The organism is Pseudomonas sp. LFS044, from assembly GCF_047978245.1.
Lineage (GTDB): Bacteria > Pseudomonadota > Gammaproteobacteria > Pseudomonadales > Pseudomonadaceae > Aquipseudomonas.
In genome coordinates this window covers 1-16908 of record NZ_JBFPFX010000036.1, presented here as the reverse complement: position 1 = coordinate 16908, position 16908 = coordinate 1, and the positions used below count along the sequence as shown (strand labels likewise).

The following is a 16908-nucleotide window of genomic DNA, read 5'->3' as shown; positions in this document are numbered from 1 at the left end:
CAGCCGCCCCATTTTGGTGCTCGATGGCGTTCAGGGTGGGTAGAGGTAGGTAACAATTCGGCGTGGCGGTAACAGTTTACGGGATGCGTAATGGGGCCTGAGCAAAGGCCCGGATAGATATCGAATTAGCCAGGAGTCGTTCATGAGCACTGCACTACCTTCGCTTGGATTCGCCGGCATCGGCTTGATGGGCTTGCCGATGTGCCGGCGCCTGCTGGCGGCGGGCTACCCGCTGACCGTGTGGAACCGCAGCCCGGACAAGTGCGCCGAGCTGGTCGCTGCGGGCGCACGGCTGGCCGCGAGCCCTGCCGAATTGTGCCGAAGCAGCGACATGGTGTTGTTGTGCCTGGCCGACACGGCGGTGGTGCGCGAAGTGGTGTTCGGCGAGCAGGGCATTGCCCAGGGCGGGCGCAGCGGGCAGTTGCTGGTCGACTTCTCCAGCCTCGAGCCGACCGCCACCCGCGAGATGGCCGCCGAGCTGGCTGCCCTGTGCGGCATGGCCTGGCTGGATGCGCCGGTATCCGGTGGTACGCCGGGCGCCGAAGCCGGCACCCTGGCAATCATGGTTGGCGGCGAAGCTGCCGACCTGCAGCGGGCGCGCCCGGTACTGCTCACCCTCGGCCAGCGGGTGACGCACATGGGCGGCGTTGGGGCGGGGCAGGTGACCAAGGCATGCAATCAGATGATCGTGGCCTGTAATGCGCTGGTAATTGCCGAAGTGGTGGCACTGGCCGAGCAGTCTGGGGTCGATGCAACCTTGCTTGCCGAAGCGCTGGCGGGAGGCTTCGCCGATTCCAGGCCGCTGCAGATTCTGGCCCCGCAAATGGCCGAAAGCCGCTTCGAACCGATCAAGTGGCATGTGCGCACGCTGCTGAAGGATCTCGATGGTGCGGTCAAGTTTTCGCGTGAACAGGGCTCGGCGACGCCGCTCAGTGGTCTCGCCGCGCAACTGATGCGCCTGCACGGTAGCCAGGGCAATCTGCAAAAAGATCCGGCGACCCTGGTAGAGCTGTATCGCAACAAGCAATGAGCGCAGCTTCCTGGCGGTCGAGCCGGTCGAGGATCGGCCGCAGCTCCGCCAGTGGCACCGGGCGGCTGAGCAGGTAGCCCTGCAGGTAGTCGCAGCCGTTGGCGGCCAGGAACTCATGTTGCTCGACGGTTTCGACGCCTTCGCTGACAACCTGCAGGTGCAGGGTATGGGCCATCGCGATAATGGCCTGGACGATTTCCCGGTCCTTCAGGCTGGCCGGCACGTCCTGCAGGAAGCTACGGTCGATCTTCAAGACGTCCAGTGGCAGGCGCTTGAGGTAGGCCAGCGACGAATAACCGGTGCCGAAATCATCGATCGACAGGCTCACCCCTTGGCCACGAATGCGCTTGAGCAGGCTGACCGTGCGCTGGATGTCGCCCATCAGTGCGTTTTCGGTAACCTCCAGCTCCAGGTAGCGCGGCGCCAGGCCTGCGTGGAACAAGGCCATTTCCACTTCGTTGGGTAGCTCTTCATGGCCCAGGGTCACTGCGGAGCAATTGACCGTGAGCTTGAGGCTGGAAAAACCATGGCGATGCAACTGCGCCAGGTCTTCGCAGGCGTGGCGCAGCACCCACAAGTCGAGGTCGACGATCAGGCCATTGGCTTCGGCGATGCCGATGAACCGGTCGGGGCTCAGCAGGCCATGTTGCGGGTGCTGCCAGCGTACCAGCGCTTCTAGCTTGGCCACCTGGCCGCTGTGCAGGTCGTAGATGGGCTGGTAATGCACCCGCAAACCCCGCTCTTCGAGCAGGGCAATGCGCAGTTCCTCTTCCAGCTGCAGTTCGAGGGTGGCGCGGCTTTTAAGCCCGCTGTTGAAAAAATGCAGGCTGTTGCGGCCACTGCCCTTGGATTGGTAAAGCGCGAGGTCAGCGTGCTTGAGCAATTCTTCAGCGGTAAGCCCGTCGTCGGGGTAGATGCTGATGCCGATGCTGGTGGTCATGACCATGCGCCGGCCGCCCAGGTCGATCGGGTCTTTCATGCGCTGCATGATGCGCTGGGCCAGGTGGCGCGCCTCGTCGGGGCCATGCAGGGTGGTCACCACGCAGAATTCGTCACCGCCAAAGCGCGCCACCAGGTCCTGGCTGCGGGTGGCCGCCTTGATATGACTGGCAATCACCTTGAGCAATTCGTCACCCGCGTGATGACCCAGGCTGTCGTTGATCCGCTTGAAGTGGTCGATATCGAGGAACATCACCGCCAGCCGGTGTTCGCTGGCATCGAGCTCCGCCAGGCGTTCGGCGAACACCTGGTTGAAACCGCGGCGGTTGACCAGGTTGGTCAAGGCGTCGTAGTGCGCCGCTTGCTGCAGCGACGCGCGGGCCTGGTCCAGTTGGCTCAGCAGTACGCCATAACGGCGCAGGTCGTCTTCCTTGCTTTGCAGTTTCTTGTCGGCCAGGGCCGCGCTGATGCTGCTGCCGCTTATCAGCAAGGTGATGAAGGCGACCGTCAGGCCCAGTTGCAGGCTGTTGTCGCCCGATGGCAGGTTCAGGGCCGTATCGGCCGGGATCACCAGGGTCATGGCGGCCATTGCCGTGAAGTGCGTGGCGACGATGCCAGCGGCCATCAGCAGGCTTGCCCCGTACTTCATGGCCTGGTGCAAGGTGCCGCTGCCATTGCGGAAGTAGCGCGCCAACAACAGGGCGGCGAGGCTGGTAAGCAGGGCGATGGCCACGCTGACCAGTACCAGGCCGGTCTGGTAGTACTGCTGGGCGCCAGTCTGCAAGGCGGCCATGCCGACAAAATGCATGATCACGATGCCCATGCCGATCAGCAGGGCGCTTTGCAGGTAATGTTGCGGCCGCATGTGCTCGCGGTCGAGGCTGGTCATGGCCAGCCAGGCCACCAGCAGCGCAATCAATAGCGAAAGGCCGGTTAGAGAGGCGTCATAGTGCATTTCGACCGGGGCCTGGAACGCCAGCATGCTGATGAAGTGCATGGCCCAGATCCCACCGGCCAGGCAGCAGGCGCCGAGCATGCGCCATTGCCGCTGTGCGGCCGGGTGTTCGCTGTGGGATTGACGCTCGGTCATGTCGAGGGTGGCGAAGCAGGCTGCGCTGGCCACGGCAAAGGCGATGAGAATCAGCAGGGGTTCATGCCGGCAATCGATGACGGTCCGTCCGCTTGCCGGCAGTTCGGAGAACAGTTGCAGTCCCAGCCATTCCATTGCTTGCCCCATGGTCGAGTTCGCCCTGGTCTCCAATCAAGCCCCGAGGAGACTGTTCAGAAAGCAGTATAGAAACGGGTGTTTAAACCTTCCTGACTAATGGCGCTTTGATTGCAATGATTTGGTTATCGGACTGATAGCGTGGGGGAATAAGAGGGGAGGGAGGCGCGGCGCGCCTCCCAATCGGTTGCGCTGGCGTCAGCCGGCAACCAGCACGCGGATGGCCTCAAGGCGCAGGGCTGCCTTGTCCAGCATGGCCAGGCCATCTTCGCGCTGCTTGCGCAGGGCGTCGATTTCGCTGTCGCGCACACTCGGGTTGACCGCCTTGAGGGCGGTCAGGCGCGCGAGCTCTTCATCGGACTCGGCTGCCAGGCGGCGCTGCGCCTCGGCCACGCGTTCGACGTGGGTCGGCATGATCTTGGCCTCACCGCCGCTGATGCGTTGGGCCAGAACATCACGCTGAGCCTGCACGAACTTGTTGGCGCTGGCGCGTGGCACGCTTTCGAGCTGGTCGTTGAGCGTTTCGAAGGCGACCCGCGAAGCGAGGTCGTTGCCGTTGGTGTCGAGCAGGCAGCGCAGCGCCGCAGGTGGCAGGTAGCGGCCCAGCTGCAGGCTGCGCGGTGCCACCACCTCGCTGACGAACAGCAGTTCGAGCAGCACGGTGCCAGGCTTGAGTGCCTTGTTCTTGATCAGCGCAACGGCTGTGTTGCCCATCGAACCGGACAGCACCAGGTCCATGCCGCCCTGCACCATCGGGTGCTCCCAGGTGAGGAACTGCATGTCTTCACGCGACAGCGCCTGGGCACGGTCGTAGGTGATGGTGACGCCTTCGTCGTCGCCCAGCGGGAAGCTGGCGTCGAGCATCTTCTCGCTCGGCTTGAGGATCAGTGCGTTTTCCGAATGGTCTTCGCTGTCGATGCCAAAGGCGTCGAACAGGGTTTCCATGTAGATCGGCAAGGCGAACTGGTCATCCTGCTCAAGGATGGCCTCGACCAGCGTCTGACCTTCGCCGGCACCGCCGGAGTTGAGCTCCAGCAAACGATCCCGGCCACTGTGCAGCTCGGCTTCGAGACGCTCGCGCTCGCCTTTGGCCTCGACGACCAGCGCATCCCAGGCCTTGCTGTCGCCGCCTTCGAGCATCCCCAGCAGGCGCGGGCCGAACTGGTGCTGCAGGGCGTTGCCGGTCGGGCAGGTATTGAGGAAGGCGTTGAGGCCTTCGTGGTACCACTGGAACAGGCGCTCTTGCGGGCTGCTCTGCAGGTAAGGGATGTGCAGCTGGATGATGTGCTTCTGGCCGATCCGGTCGAGGCGGCCGATGCGCTGTTCGAGCAGGTCGGGGTGGGCCGGCAGGTCGAACATCACCAGGTGATGGGCGAACTGGAAGTTGCGGCCTTCGCTGCCGATTTCGGAGCAGATCAGCACCTGGGCGCCGAACTCTTCGTCGGCGAAGTAGGCGGCGGCGCGGTCACGCTCAAGGATGCTCATGCCCTCGTGGAAGACAGAGGCCGGAATGCCCGACCGCACGCGCAGGGCGTCTTCCAGGTCCATGGCGGTTTCCGCGTGGGCGCAGATCACCAGGACTTTGGTGCGCTTGAGCATCTTCAGGGTGTCGATCAGCCAGTCGACCCGTGGGTCGAAACGCCACCAACGCTCTTCCTCGCTGACGTCGCCTTGTGCCTGGAACGCGACTTCCGGGTACAGCTCGGCGTGCTCGCCGGCCGGCAGGTCACGGTACTGGTCCGGCAGGGCCAGCGGGTAAGGGTGCAATTGGCGCTCGGGGAAGCCTTGGATAGCCGCACGGGTGTTACGGAACAGCACGCGACCAGTGCCATGGCGGTCCAGCAGTTCACGGACCAGGCGCGCGCTGGCCTGGGTGTCGCCGTCGCTGACCGCAGCCAGCAGGGCTTCGCCTTCGGCACCCAGGAAGCCTTGGATGGTGGCATGGGCCTTGGGCGAAAGACGGCCTTCATCGAGCAGTTCCTGTACCGCTTCGGCCACCGGGCGATAATTTTCGCTCTCGGCACGGAAGGCGGCCAGGTCATGGAAGCGGTTGGGGTCGAGCAGGCGAAGACGGGCGAAGTGGCTGTCCTGGCCAAGCTGCTCGGGGGTGGCGGTGAGCAGCAGCACGCCCGGGATGACCTGGGCCAACTGCTCGACCAGGCCGTATTCGGCGCTTACCTGGTCTTCGTGCCAGACCAGGTGGTGAGCTTCGTCGACCACCATCAGGTCCCAGCCGGCGGCGAACAGCGCGTCCTGGGCCTTTTCGTCATCGACCAGCCACTCCAGGGCGACCAACGCCAGCTGCGCATCTTCGAACGGGTTGCTGGCATCGCTTTCGATGAAGCGCTCGGCGTCGAACAGCGCCACCTGCAGGTTGAAGCGCCGGCGCATTTCCACCAGCCACTGGTGCTGGAGGTTTTCCGGCACCAGGATCAGCACGCGGCTGGCGCGGCCGGTCAGCAGCTGGCGATGGATCACCAGGCCCGCCTCGATGGTTTTGCCCAGGCCCACTTCGTCGGCCAGCAGGACGCGTGGCGCGCTGCGGTCTGCCACTTCGCGGGCGATGTGCAACTGGTGGGCGATCGGTTGCGCGCGGCAGCCACCCAGGCCCCACAGCGACGACTGGACCTGCTTGCTGGTGTGCTGCAGGGTGTTGTAGCGCAGGCTGAACCAGGACAGCGGGTCGATCTGGCCGGCGAACAAGCGGTCGCTTGCCAGGCGGAACTGGATGAAGTTCGACAGCTGGGTTTCCGGCAGGGTGCGCGGCTGGTTCTGGCCGTCGAGGCCGTGGTAGACCATCAGCCCGTCGATATCATCGACTTCGCGGACCGTCAGCTTCCAGCCCTCGAAGTGGGTGATCTGGTCACCTGGCGAGAAGCGCACGCGGGTCAGCGGCGCATTGCGCAGTGAATACTGGCGGGTGTCGCCAGTGGCCGGGTAGAGCACGGTCAGCAAGCGGCCATCCTGGGCCAGGATGGTCCCCAGGCCGAGCTCCGCTTCGCTGTCACTGATCCAGCGTTGCCCCGGTTGATACTGCTGCGCCATACTGCCTGAACTCCCGCGATGAAAAAGCCGGCTATGTTAACGGATAGGCCGGTCAGACCATAGAGTAGAAGTCCAAGAGTCTAGCTGTTTCATCGCAGTTTACCGTCTTGCCGACGAGGGCTACGGACGATATGCCGCTCAAGCACCGCTGGTTGAATGCTTCCCTGGTTGTGAGCAGCCTCATGCTGCTGGCCGCTTGCGAACAGAAAAATTTCGAAAGCTTGCCGGCGATCCCGGTCGAGCAACTCGAGGTGTTGGGGGTGCAGACGCCGATCAAGAGCGTGCACTTTCGTGACCGCGACGGCGAAGGCCTGCTGGTGCTCAGCCGCAGCGACGGCCAGGCCGTGGATGCCGAGTCCGAGCAGGAAGTCGACAAGGTAGTGCTCAAAGCCACCTTGTATGGGCGTGCGAACGAGCGCGATGGCTTCAAGCCACGCTGGCAGATCGAACAGGAAACCACCTGCCCAGGGCTGGACCTGGATGTCGATTTCTACACCGATGTCAGTGATGTCGGCGACCTGAACAAAGACGGTATTGCCGAAGTGACGGTAGCCAGCCATGCCTTCTGTGGGGGTGGCATCGAACCGCATGATATTGCCATCGAAATGCGCGAAGGCCAGGCCAGCTACACCATCACCGGCCAGTCGCTGATTGCCCCGGCGGGCGAAGAGCCCATCGGCGGTGAGCGCGAAGACAGCGCCTCGCTCAAGAATGCCTCGCCGGTACTGCGCGAGCATATGGACGCGGTTTGGCAACAGGTCTACAAGCGGCCCTGGAGCGAGGCCAGCACACCCAGTAACGATGACCCTGACGACGAACCCGAATAGCCGCTGTCTATACTGGCATGACGCAGCCGGCACCGGCTGCATAACCTCGTTCGCCGACGCTCAAGGTGGCTGACACCCGGCCGATACAGTGGGCACAGGAGAATCCACATGCTGCCGCCGATCATTCCGCTCAGTGCTGCCCCCGTTACCTCGCAACAGGACCCGGTCAAACCGACACCGGACATCAAACCGGTGGTGCCTGCGCAGCCTGCCTCGGGTGAAAGCGCGATCGACCTCAAGCACCAGCGCGACCCGCAGGAGCAGGCCTTGCTGCTGCGCGATGAACAGCGCCGCCAGCAGCAGCGGCGCAACAGCAAGGGCGACGAGGAGCGCTATAGCGCTTTGCCGGGTGATGAAGTGAACGCCGACAACACGGTGCCGGTAGCGCCGTTGATGGGTGAGCACCAGCGCCAGGGCCTGCTGGTCGACATAGAGGTCTAGGGTTGCCAACCACTGCGTAGGCGCGGGGGCTGGTAACCATCAGCGCCTGGCTTCATCATGCAAGTCTCTGTTGATCGTCGAGCCCACCCATGAGCCAGGACAACCTCATCGACTTCGATGCCGAACGCGCCAAGCGCGTCCACGACATCAAGGAAAAACGCTTGAACGAAGTGCGTCAGGCGTTCGAGCAAGCCATGCCGTTGGGCAAGGCAAAGAAAAAGAAACCCAAGGGCAAGCCCAAGAAGCGCTGAAACTTGACGCAGGTCAAACCTGCGCCCCCCTCGCGTGCCCGGCCCCGGGCACCATTGACCTCGATCAATTTCCTTCTCCTCCATCTTCGTTACCTTGCACCCATCGGACAACGGCAAACGAAACGGGAGGCCGACATGTTCTTCGACAACGTGGTTATCGCTGGCGTGGTAACGGTCGGATTGATGTTCGCATTCTTTGCCGGTCTGGGCATTTTCATCTGGAAGGACTCGAACAAGCGCAAGCCGCGCTGACCTTTCAGGTTCACGAGCACGCAAGGCATTTAGGGCGACTTCGGTCGCCCATTTTTTTTGCCTGGCAAAAATCCAACCGTCGACCCATAAAGATGATTAGCTAGCTAATTATTCGTTTCAGCATTATCCTTCGCTTCATTGTCTATCGTTTACCTGACCATCCCCCGCAAGGTCCGATTCGTGCCTATCACTCTCCAGGCCCTGTTTGCACCCAGCAGCCTCGCCCTCAAATTCGCCATCAAGACCGTGCTTGGCGGCGGCCTGGCGTTGTGGCTGGCGATGCGCTGGGGGTTGGAGCAGCCGTCCTGGGCACTGATGACTGCATTCATCGTCGCCCAGCCCTTATCGGGCATGGTGGTGCAGAAGGGGCTTGCGCGGTTGGCCGGGACCTTGGTCGGTACCTGCATGTCCGTGGTGTTCATTGGGCTGTTCGCCCAGACGCCTTGGCTGTTCCTGATCACCTTGGCCTTGTGGCTGGCCCTGTGCACCGCGGCCTCGACGCAACTGCGCAGCGCCTGGGCTTATGCCTTCGTGCTCGCGGGCTACACCGCAGCGATCATCGCCTTGCCGGCCATCGCGAACCCGTTGCAGGTGTTCGACCAGGCGGTGGCGCGTTGCACCGAGATTTGCCTGGGCATCTTTTGCGCCACCGCGACCAGCGCCTTGCTCTGGCCGATGCGGGTCGAACAGCAACTGGCCGGGCAGGCGCGTCAGGCCTGGCAGAATGGCTTGCAGGCCGCCAGTGCGATGCTGGGTGGCGAGGACGAAGCACGCAAAGGCTTGTTGGAGATTCTAGGGCGCATCGTCGCCATCGATACCCAGCGCGAACACGCCTGGTTCGAAGGCCCGCGCGGGCGTCAGCGGGCCAGGGCCATCCGCGGGTTAAGCCAGAAACTGATGGTGCTGTTGCGCATCGCGCGTACGGTGCGTCGCCAGTGGCGCCAGCTCGATGAGCGCCAGGCCTCGCGCCTGGCTCCTTGGCTGGAAGAGGTAAGGGGGCTGTTGGCCAAGCCCGACCAGCCGAGCCTGCTGTTGCTGCGCCAGCGTATCTGGGACGCTGCGCATGACGAGCACATCAGCTCTGCCGAGCATTTCTGCCTGGCTCGCATGGCCTTGCTGCTGGACTACGCCATGGCGGCCACCCAGGCACTGGATGATGTCGAAGCGGGCAAGGCACCCAAGGATGTGGCGCAGGGCCTGGCGGCACACCGCGACTGGTCGCTGGCGTTGCTGTTCGGTTCACGTAGCGCATTGGCCTTTCTGGCCATGAGTGGCTTCTGGCTGGCTACTGCCTGGCCATCCGCGCCTGGTGGCCTGGTGCTGACCTGCGTGGTCTGCAGCCTGTTCGCCAGCCGTGAAAACGGTGCGCAGATCGGCCTCAGCTTCTTGCGCGGCATCCTCTTGGCGATCCCGGCAGCGTTGCTGGTCGGGCAGATCATCCTGCCGCAGTGGAGCAGCTTCGCCATGCTTTGCCTGGGCATGGGCGTGCCGTTGTTCTTCGGCGCTCTGGGCATGGCCCACCCGCGCACGGGGGCCACGGCCACTTCCTATTGCCTGCATTTCATCGTCCTGGTGTCGCCGCTCAACGCCATGCAGTTTGGTGTGGCGACCATGCTCAACAGTGCGTTGGCCATGCTGATGGGGGTCGGTGCCGCGGTGTTGGCGTTTCGCCTGTTGGTGTTCCGTCACCCGGCCTGGCTGGGCCGGCGCCTGCGGGCGGCGACCCAAAGCGACCTGGTGCGCCTGACCCGGCGCGACCTGCGCGGCGCCGACAGCTGGTTTGGCGGGCGCATGGCCGACCGCCTGATGCAGCTGGCGCGGCATGCCAGCGAACTGCCCGAGGCCCAGCGCAAGCGCTGGGACGACGGCCTGCACGGTCTGGATATTGGCGACGAACTGGTGCACTTGCGCATGTGCCTGGCAGTTGCCCAGGCGCCGTTGGGCGCTGCCGAACGTGAGTATCTACAGCAACTGGAAGCGGTATTGGCCAAGGGGCCGGCAGCCGGGCGCGGACAACGGCTGGATGCCGCCAGCGAACAATTCATTGCGGCCCTGCAGCGCCAGCCAGTGAGTGACCCGTTGCGCCTGGCCGAAGGGGCCGTGCTGCAGTTGCAGAAGAGCTGGCGCAAATGGTGCCGCTGGCAGGAGGAAGCCCATGGGCTTGCGTGAGTGGGCATTGGGCGGCGTGCTGCTCAGCCCTTTTCTGATCTACGTGCTGATGGCGCTGGTGCTTACCGGCGTGCTGCGCCTGGTGGTGCAGGCTACGCCGCTGGGGCGCTGGATCTGGCATGAAGCGCTGTTCGACACAGCGCTGTTCGTTTGTGTGCTGTACCTGGTAGTCCGCCTGCTGGGGCCTTTGTAAGGAGTGATTGAATGCGTGCTGTCGTCCGTATCCTGGTGACCCTGTGCGTGGTCGCCATTGCCGTGCTGGCAGGTTACAAACTCTGGCAGTACTACATGCTCACCCCCTGGACGCGTGATGCTCGGGTGCGTGCCGATGTGGTGGTGATTGCCCCTGACGTGTCCGGCTGGGTACGTGAGTTGAAGGTCCAGGATAACCAGCAGGTCAAAGCGGGCGATTTGCTGATGAGCATCGATCGTGAGCGCTTCCAGGCGGCTTTCGATCAAGCCAGCGCGGTGGCTGAAACGCGCGCCCAGCAGTTGCACCTGCGCGAGCGTGAGGCGGCGCGGCGCACGGCATTGGGGCCTGAGGCGATCAGTGCCGAGCTGCGCGAGAATGCGCAGATCAATGCCGCCATTGCCCGCGGCGAGCTGCATGAGGCGCAGGCTCAGCTGCAGGTGGCGAAGATCAACCTGGCACGCAGCGAAGTGCGCGCACCGCGCAGCGGGCATATCACCAACTTGCGCCTGGCCCAAGGCAACTATGTGAATGTCGGGCAGTCGGTGATGGCGCTGGTGGATGATTCGACCTTCTATATCCAGGCCTACTTCGAAGAAACCAAACTGCCCCGCATACGTGTGGGCGACTCGGTGAAGGTTTGGCTGATGGGGGCAGGGGAGGCGATGCAAGGGCATGTGGAAAGCATCAGCCGGGGCATCACCGACAGCAACAGCAACCCGGACAGCCAACTGCTGCCTGTGGTCGAGCCGACCTTCAACTGGGTGCGGCTGGCCCAGCGCATACCCGTGCGGATCAGGCTGGACCAGGTTCCGCAGGGCATGAACCTCAGTGCGGGCATGACGGCCAGCGTGCAGGTGCACGAAGACGCTCCCGAGTGAAAGCTGGCGCTGTTTGGTTGCTCTCGATCTATTGAAACGGCGGGCACTTGCGCTAGGCTGGGCCCCACGCGTTGCCCAGCAGAGGCGACCGTTGCCCGCCTGGCGTGCGTCACTTTCGTTCATTTGCGAGGTTACGTCATGGCCATTACATCCCAGGACATCTGCAGCGCCGCCGACCAGCTCAAAGGCTTCGTCGGTTTTCATGGCAAGCGCGGGGCCCATATCGTGCGGTTTTCCGAGGACGCGTTCGGCATGGACGTGGCGGACGAGAGCATCACCCCTTGCAACGAATTCGTCTGGCGGCCCGAGCCCGGTGCACGCATGGCGTTGTGCCGTGAGCGGTTGACACTGTTGATGGAGCAGCATGTGGATGATCGATTGAATATTGCCGAGGCGTTGCGCATTTACCTGCGGCGCCGTGATCTGCCGGAGATTGTGGCGCAGCGTACGTTGCGCTGAATGGCGTGCTGCCTGTACCCGCGACAGCGCCGGTGCAGGCTCAGGAAACCCCGGCTGATCGCCCGGGCCTTTGCTGCAACAGTTGCTCAAAGGCCAGCTTGTCCAACGGCCGGCTCAGGTAATAGCCTTGTACTTCGTGGCAGTTGTCCACTTCCAGCGCCTTCAATTGCTGCTCGGTCTCCACCCCTTCAGCCGTCACCGTCAGCCCCATGGCCTCACCCAGGTTGATGATCGCCTGCACCACGGCACGGTCGCTGCTGTTGGAGTTGCCTAGCCCGGCGATGAAACGCTTGTCGATCTTGATGCTGTCGAACGGGTAGGTGCGCAGATAGCCCAGTGACGAATAGCCGGTGCCGAAATCATCCATGTTCAGGCGTACACCCAGTTCTTTCAGCGCTTGCATGGTGGCCAAGGCACCCTCGATGTCGTTGAGCATGACGTTTTCGGTGATCTCCAGCTCCAGGCGCTGTGCGGGAAAGGTAGTTTCCAGCAGGATATCGCGCACATCGGCAACCACATCACTGCGCAGAAACTGGGCTGGCGAGAGGTTCACCGAGACCAGCAACTGCTCGGGCCAGCCCAGAGCGCTGCGGCACACTTCGCGCAACACCCAGCGCCCCAACGTGACGATCAAGTCGCTCTGCTCGGCCAGCGGAATGAACGTGTCCGGGCCAAGCAGGCCCTCCTGCGGGTGTTGCCAGCGCAGCAAGGCTTCCACCGATACGATGCGCAGGTCACCAAGGCGGTAGCGCGGCTGGTAGTACAGCACGAACTCTTCATTTCTCAATGCCCGGCGCAGGTCATTTTCCAGCTGGCGCCGGTACTGGATCTGTTGGTTCATCTCGGCGGCGAAGTAGCGCCAGGTGTTCTTGCCGTCGGCTTTCGCCTGGTACAGGGCGATATCGGCGCAGCGCATCAGCTCGCCGGCGTCGAAGCCCTGGGTGCGGGTTTGGGCGATGCCTAGGCTGGCGCCAATGTGCAGCACTTGGTCTTCGTAAGAGATGGGCTGCTGCAGCAGTTCGATCAGCCGTTTGCTCAGCCGGTCGATCTCGGTGCGGTTATCCATGCCTTCGAGCACCAGCACGAACTCATCGCCGCCCAGCCGTGCGACCAGGTCGCCTTCACGGGTGGTGTCGCGCAGGCGCGCGGCCACTTCCTGCAGCACCGCGTCACCGGCCGCGTGGCCAAGGGAGTCGTTGATCGGCTTGAAGTTGTCCAGGTCAAGCAGCAGCAAGGTCAACGGCGGCGAATCGCTGCCACGCAGCAGGGCATGCTCAAGATGGCGGGCGAGCTTGTTGCGGTTGGCGAGGCCGGTGAGCGGGTCATGCAAGGACAGGTGCTGGATGCGCGCATGGGCTGCGACTTCGTCGGTAATGTCGCTGGCGGTGCCGCGAAAACCGGTGAGCTTGCCATCGTACAGAATCGCCCGGGCCGAAATACGACAAAAGCGGTTCTGGCCATTGTGGTCGCGATAGGCGCAGCGCAAGTTGGCCGGTTGTTCCGTGTCGGCTTCGGCCTGGGCATCCAGCCACGGCGACAGCGGGGTGGTGTCACAACTGAGCAGTTGGTTGATCGGTTGCCCCAGCCAATCTTCGACTCGATCACCGGTGACCCTGACGAAGCGTTGCGACAAGTAGGTCAGCCGCTGTTGCCGATCGGTTTCCCAGATCCAGTCGGACGCGGCCTCGGCGACTGCGCGAAACCGTTGTTCACTGGCCTCCAGGGCTTGGTTGCTCTGCTGCAGGTGCAGAAGGCTCAGGTCAATGGCGCGTGAGCTGCGCAGGGCATGGCGTAACAGGTACAGCATCACCAGGCCCAGCACCAGCAACGCACAGAGCAATGGCGGCAGCACCGCCCAGAGCAGTTGGCGCCCCGGCAACGGGCTGGTCCAGGCAAGGTAGTAACCGGTGCCCCCCAGCGCGATCTGCTGATGGCCGTGCGCCCCGCCCTGGTTTTTTTCGATACGCATTTGCGCAAGGCCCACACTCGCGCCGAGGTTAGCAAGCTTCGCTTCGGTCAGTTGATCTATAAAGAGCATGATGGGGGCGTTGCTGACCTCTTCGGCCGTCACATCCCTGTCGGGGCGCACGGCGGCGGCGCTGAGGACGGCTGGCCAGCCGTTGAACAGCACAAAGTGCGTGACCTGCTCGCGTGCGCTGGCGGCTTGGCGCGCCTCGGCGATGATCGCTGGCAAGGGGGCATCGATGAAGCTGCTGGCGGCGGCTTCGGTAGGGTTGCCCTTGAACAAGGCATAAGTGGTGCGCTGGTCGTCTACGACGAACACACCTTCATAGCCGCTGGCGCTGTACAGCGACTCGCCAACATTTTTTTGCTGGTAAGCCCATTGCCAGTCCACCTTGCCAACCAGGTGCTCATAGGCGGCGTCCCACACGGCGTAGCTGGAAAGAAACTGCCGCGAGGCCAGCAGGCGCTGTTGCAATGCTTGATTGGCCTGGAACGCGCTGCGTTGCTGTTCCTGCTCATCCAGCGACGCGGCGATATTGAACAGTGCGCCGAGGGTGACCAGGCAGGCCAAGCCGAATACGGCGCAAAAGCCACCGATCAAAGTGCGAACGGGCAATCGGGGGGTAGGGCTGGCGTGCGTCAGTTTGGCGTTCCTGGCCATACACGAGCGACTCCTTCATGAGCTGCTGCCCCCCGCTGGTCAATCAGCGAGGAGATTCAGTCAGGATAGGCCAGCCTGAGCGTTGCGGCCTCGCTGTGGGCGAAATTGACCTCGGGACCGCGCCGTTTATCGCATAACCCGCGTGGACATTGTTCAAAAGACGGTCATCGACGAAAAATGACCTTACAAGCCAATTCACGGTTGGTGCGACCACTGTGGGGTAACATGAAGTCCTTCCTCATGCTTGGAGTGCTGCTGCTCATGATGCCCATGGCTAACCCCGCCGGCGAGCCGGCCCTACAGCGGGACGGACGCTTTCACAACCAGGCCAGCCTGCCCCAGGATGGCGTGCTGAAAAAACTGCGCATCGGCTTGAAGTACCTGTTCTTGCGCAAGCCACCAGAAACCCGGCCCGTCGCGGCCATCAGCATGCAGCCGATGACCCGCCAGCAGGTGCTCGATGCACCCGATCACAGCCTCTGGCGCCTCGGCCATTCCACGGTGTTGCTCAAACTGCGGGGGCGCTTCTTCATTACCGACCCAGTCTTCGCCGAGCGCGCCTCGCCGGTGCAATGGGCCGGGCCGTTGCGGTTCCATGCTCCGCCGCTGGCGCTGGATGACTTGCCGCCGCTGGCAGCGGTCATTCTCTCCCACGATCACTTCGATCATCTCGATGAACAGGCCATCCGCGTTCTGGCCTCGCGGGCCGAGCGCTTCCTGGCACCGCTTGGGGTGGGCGACCTGCTGATCGAGTGGGGGGTACCGGCAGCCAAGGTCACTCAGCTGGACTGGTGGCAGGAGAGCGAGGTTGGGGGTGTGCGTTTCGTCGCTACCCCGGCCCAGCACTTTTCCGGGCGTGGGTTGTTCGACAGCAACCGCACCTTGTGGGCCTCCTGGGTGATAATAGATGAGCAGCTGCGTATTTTCTTCAGCGGTGACACAGGCTACTTCGATGGCTTTGCTCAGATCGGCGAGCGCTATGGGCCGTTTGATCTGACCTTGATCGAGACCGGCGCCTACAACCTGGCCTGGCCCAACGTGCACATGCAGCCGGAGCAGAGCCTGCAGGCACACCTCGACCTGCAGGGGCGGTGGATGCTGCCGATTCATAACGGCACCTTCGACCTCTCCATGCATGGCTGGCAGGAACCGTTCGAGCGCATCGTTGCGCTGGCTGCGGCGGCACATGTGCGTTTGAGCACGCCGCAGATGGGCGAACGGGTCAGCCTCGACTCCCCTCATGAAGGGCAGAACTGGTGGCAGCCACGGCCAGTACGCGGGCGGAGCAGGGGGGCCGAACGTTCAGTCGCTGCGCGCTGAGCATCAGTCTTTATGGTCCCGCTCGCGGGGGGAGGGCTGCTTGTCCCCCTTCAATAGTTGCGAGGGCGGTTTGCCGCTGTCGCTGCGCACCTGGGCATGGCTGATCAAGGCGAAGATGAAGCTGCCCCCAATGATGTTGCCGGCCAGCGTCGGCAGTGCGAACTCCAGCCAGAAGCTGCGCCAGGTTTCGTCGCCCGCCCAGACCAGGTAGGACACCTCCACCGAACCGACGACGATATGGGTGAAATCACCGAGCGCCATCAGGTAGGTGATCATCAGGATGATCCAGATCTTGGCATGCTCCATGGACGGGATCATCCATACCATGGTGGCGATCATCCAGCCCGAGACGATGCCTTTGGCAAACATCTGGCTAATGTCGTTCTTCATTACCTTGCGGCCGATCTCCAGGAAGGCCACATCCGTCTTGCTGTCGAAGATCGGCAGCTCGAGCATGACCCAGGCCACCAGCAAGGTGCCCGCGAGGTTGCCGACCAGCACCACGCTCCACAGGCGCAGCAGGCGCCCGAGGTTGGTCAGTGTCGGCGTGGTCATTATGGGAAGCACCGCGGTCAGTGTGTTCTCGGTAAACAATTGCTGACGCGCCAGAATCACCGCAAGAAAACCAGCGCTGTAGCCGATGCTGGCGATCACCTGGGCACTGTCGCCGTCCGGCAGGCGGGCATAGAAGAGCCCCATGGCCATTAATGAAAGGCCCATGGTCAAGCCTGCTGCCAGCGCGGACCACCACAGTGCCGCCAGGGTGCGCTCGAGTTCCTGGTCACCCTGGAAGCGAATGATCTCGTGCAGTACCGCCGCCCGCGGAGGCTGGTTATGGCTGACTTCCTTTTCCTCATCCGCCGACAGGCCGGGGGTCTTGTCGCTCTGTGCGTCGCTCATGGCCGCTGCCTCCTCGGAGTGTTTCTCTACAGAGCGGCGGTTCATGCATTTAGTTGCCAGGTGGCTGTGAAATGCAGTTTGAAAGTTTTTTCAGATCAAGGTGTTGACTCTGATTTCAAACCGCGTATTATTCGCCTCCTCGCAGCGATGAACGCAGCGGGGCAAGCGGTAAGTTGTTGAGGTTAAAGGCTTTTGAAAGAAAGCTGATTCAAAAAACTTCAAAATTAACGCTTGACAGCAAATGAGGAAAGCGTAGAATGCGCGCCTCGGTTGAGACGAAAAGCTCTTAACCAAACGCTCTTTAACAAATTGAATCAAGCAATTCGTGTGGGTGCTTGTGAGTACGGACTGAT

Annotated in this window: 14 protein-coding genes; 10 read left to right on the top strand and 4 right to left on the bottom strand. The window is 62.9% G+C overall.

What is annotated here, in order from left to right; genetic code table 11:
* Nucleotides 1-142 precede the first annotated feature (142 nt).
* Entirely contained in the window at nt 143-1030 is an 888-nt protein-coding gene (locus tag ACNQPL_RS23790; protein WP_416468065.1) for an NAD(P)-dependent oxidoreductase, read from the top strand.
* Here the strand turns inward: ACNQPL_RS23790 and ACNQPL_RS23785 are convergent.
* Together ACNQPL_RS23785 and rapA are read right to left on the bottom strand one after the other, a co-directional pair.
* Nucleotides 930-3194 (bottom strand): putative bifunctional diguanylate cyclase/phosphodiesterase, encoded by a 2265-nt coding sequence (locus ACNQPL_RS23785; RefSeq protein WP_416468064.1) that lies wholly within the window; start codon nt 3192-3194, stop codon nt 930-932. The genes ACNQPL_RS23790 and ACNQPL_RS23785 overlap by 101 nt on opposite strands.
* 198 nt (nt 3195-3392) lie before the next feature.
* The gene (gene rapA / locus ACNQPL_RS23780; protein ID WP_416468063.1) at nt 3393-6239 is read right to left on the bottom strand and encodes an RNA polymerase-associated protein RapA; all 2847 of its coding nucleotides are present in this window, start codon (nt 6237-6239) and stop codon (nt 3393-3395) included.
* A gap of 131 nt (nt 6240-6370) precedes the next feature.
* Here rapA and ACNQPL_RS23775 point away from each other — a divergent pair, with 131 nt between their 5' ends.
* The 8 genes from ACNQPL_RS23775 to ACNQPL_RS23740 all read left to right on the top strand — a co-directional run bounded on the left by ACNQPL_RS23775 (nt 6371) and on the right by ACNQPL_RS23740 (nt 11709).
* Nucleotides 6371-7066 carry a M949_RS01915 family surface polysaccharide biosynthesis protein gene (locus ACNQPL_RS23775; protein WP_416468062.1) on the top strand — a complete coding sequence of 232 codons (696 nt, stop codon included), beginning with the start codon at nt 6371-6373 and terminating at the stop codon, nt 7064-7066.
* Between the two features lie 108 nt (nt 7067-7174).
* Entirely contained in the window at nt 7175-7507 is a 333-nt protein-coding gene (locus tag ACNQPL_RS23770) for an aspartate-semialdehyde dehydrogenase (protein WP_346616033.1), read from the top strand.
* Nucleotides 7508-7596: 89 nt separating this feature from the next.
* Nucleotides 7597-7758 (top strand): hypothetical protein, encoded by a 162-nt coding sequence (locus ACNQPL_RS23765; protein WP_387532984.1) that lies wholly within the window; start codon nt 7597-7599, stop codon nt 7756-7758.
* A gap of 135 nt (nt 7759-7893) precedes the next feature.
* Entirely contained in the window at nt 7894-8010 is a 117-nt protein-coding gene (gene ccoM, locus ACNQPL_RS23760; protein WP_008097462.1) for a cytochrome c oxidase subunit CcoM, read from the top strand.
* 180 nt (nt 8011-8190) lie between these two features.
* Nucleotides 8191-10179: an FUSC family protein gene (locus tag ACNQPL_RS23755; protein WP_416468061.1), complete on the top strand. Its 1989-nt coding sequence runs from the start codon at nt 8191-8193 to the stop codon at nt 10177-10179.
* The gene (locus tag ACNQPL_RS23750; protein ID WP_346616030.1) at nt 10166-10372 is read left to right on the top strand and encodes a DUF1656 domain-containing protein; all 207 of its coding nucleotides are present in this window, start codon (nt 10166-10168) and stop codon (nt 10370-10372) included. The genes ACNQPL_RS23755 and ACNQPL_RS23750 overlap by 14 nt, the downstream gene beginning before the upstream one ends.
* 11 nt (nt 10373-10383) lie before the next feature.
* Nucleotides 10384-11250: an HlyD family secretion protein gene (locus ACNQPL_RS23745; protein WP_346616029.1), complete on the top strand. Its 867-nt coding sequence runs from the start codon at nt 10384-10386 to the stop codon at nt 11248-11250.
* 138 nt (nt 11251-11388) lie between these two features.
* On the top strand, nt 11389-11709 hold the full coding sequence (locus tag ACNQPL_RS23740; protein ID WP_416468060.1) for a DUF2025 family protein: 321 nt from the start codon (nt 11389-11391) through the stop codon (nt 11707-11709).
* A 40-nt stretch (nt 11710-11749) separates the two neighbouring features.
* Here ACNQPL_RS23740 and ACNQPL_RS23735 read toward each other — a convergent pair whose 3' ends face one another.
* Entirely contained in the window at nt 11750-14335 is a 2586-nt protein-coding gene (locus tag ACNQPL_RS23735; protein ID WP_416468059.1) for an EAL domain-containing protein, read from the bottom strand.
* A 225-nt stretch (nt 14336-14560) separates the two neighbouring features.
* Between ACNQPL_RS23735 and ACNQPL_RS23730 the strand changes: the two genes are divergently transcribed.
* Nucleotides 14561-15655 (top strand): MBL fold metallo-hydrolase, encoded by a 1095-nt coding sequence (locus tag ACNQPL_RS23730; RefSeq protein ID WP_416468058.1) that lies wholly within the window; start codon nt 14561-14563, stop codon nt 15653-15655.
* Nucleotides 15656-15658: 3 nt separating this feature from the next.
* Here ACNQPL_RS23730 and ACNQPL_RS23725 read toward each other — a convergent pair whose 3' ends face one another.
* Complete coding sequence (locus ACNQPL_RS23725) at nt 15659-16555, bottom strand: formate/nitrite transporter family protein (RefSeq protein ID WP_346616025.1); 897 nt, start codon at nt 16553-16555, stop codon at nt 15659-15661.
* Nucleotides 16556-16908: the final 353 nt, after the last annotated feature.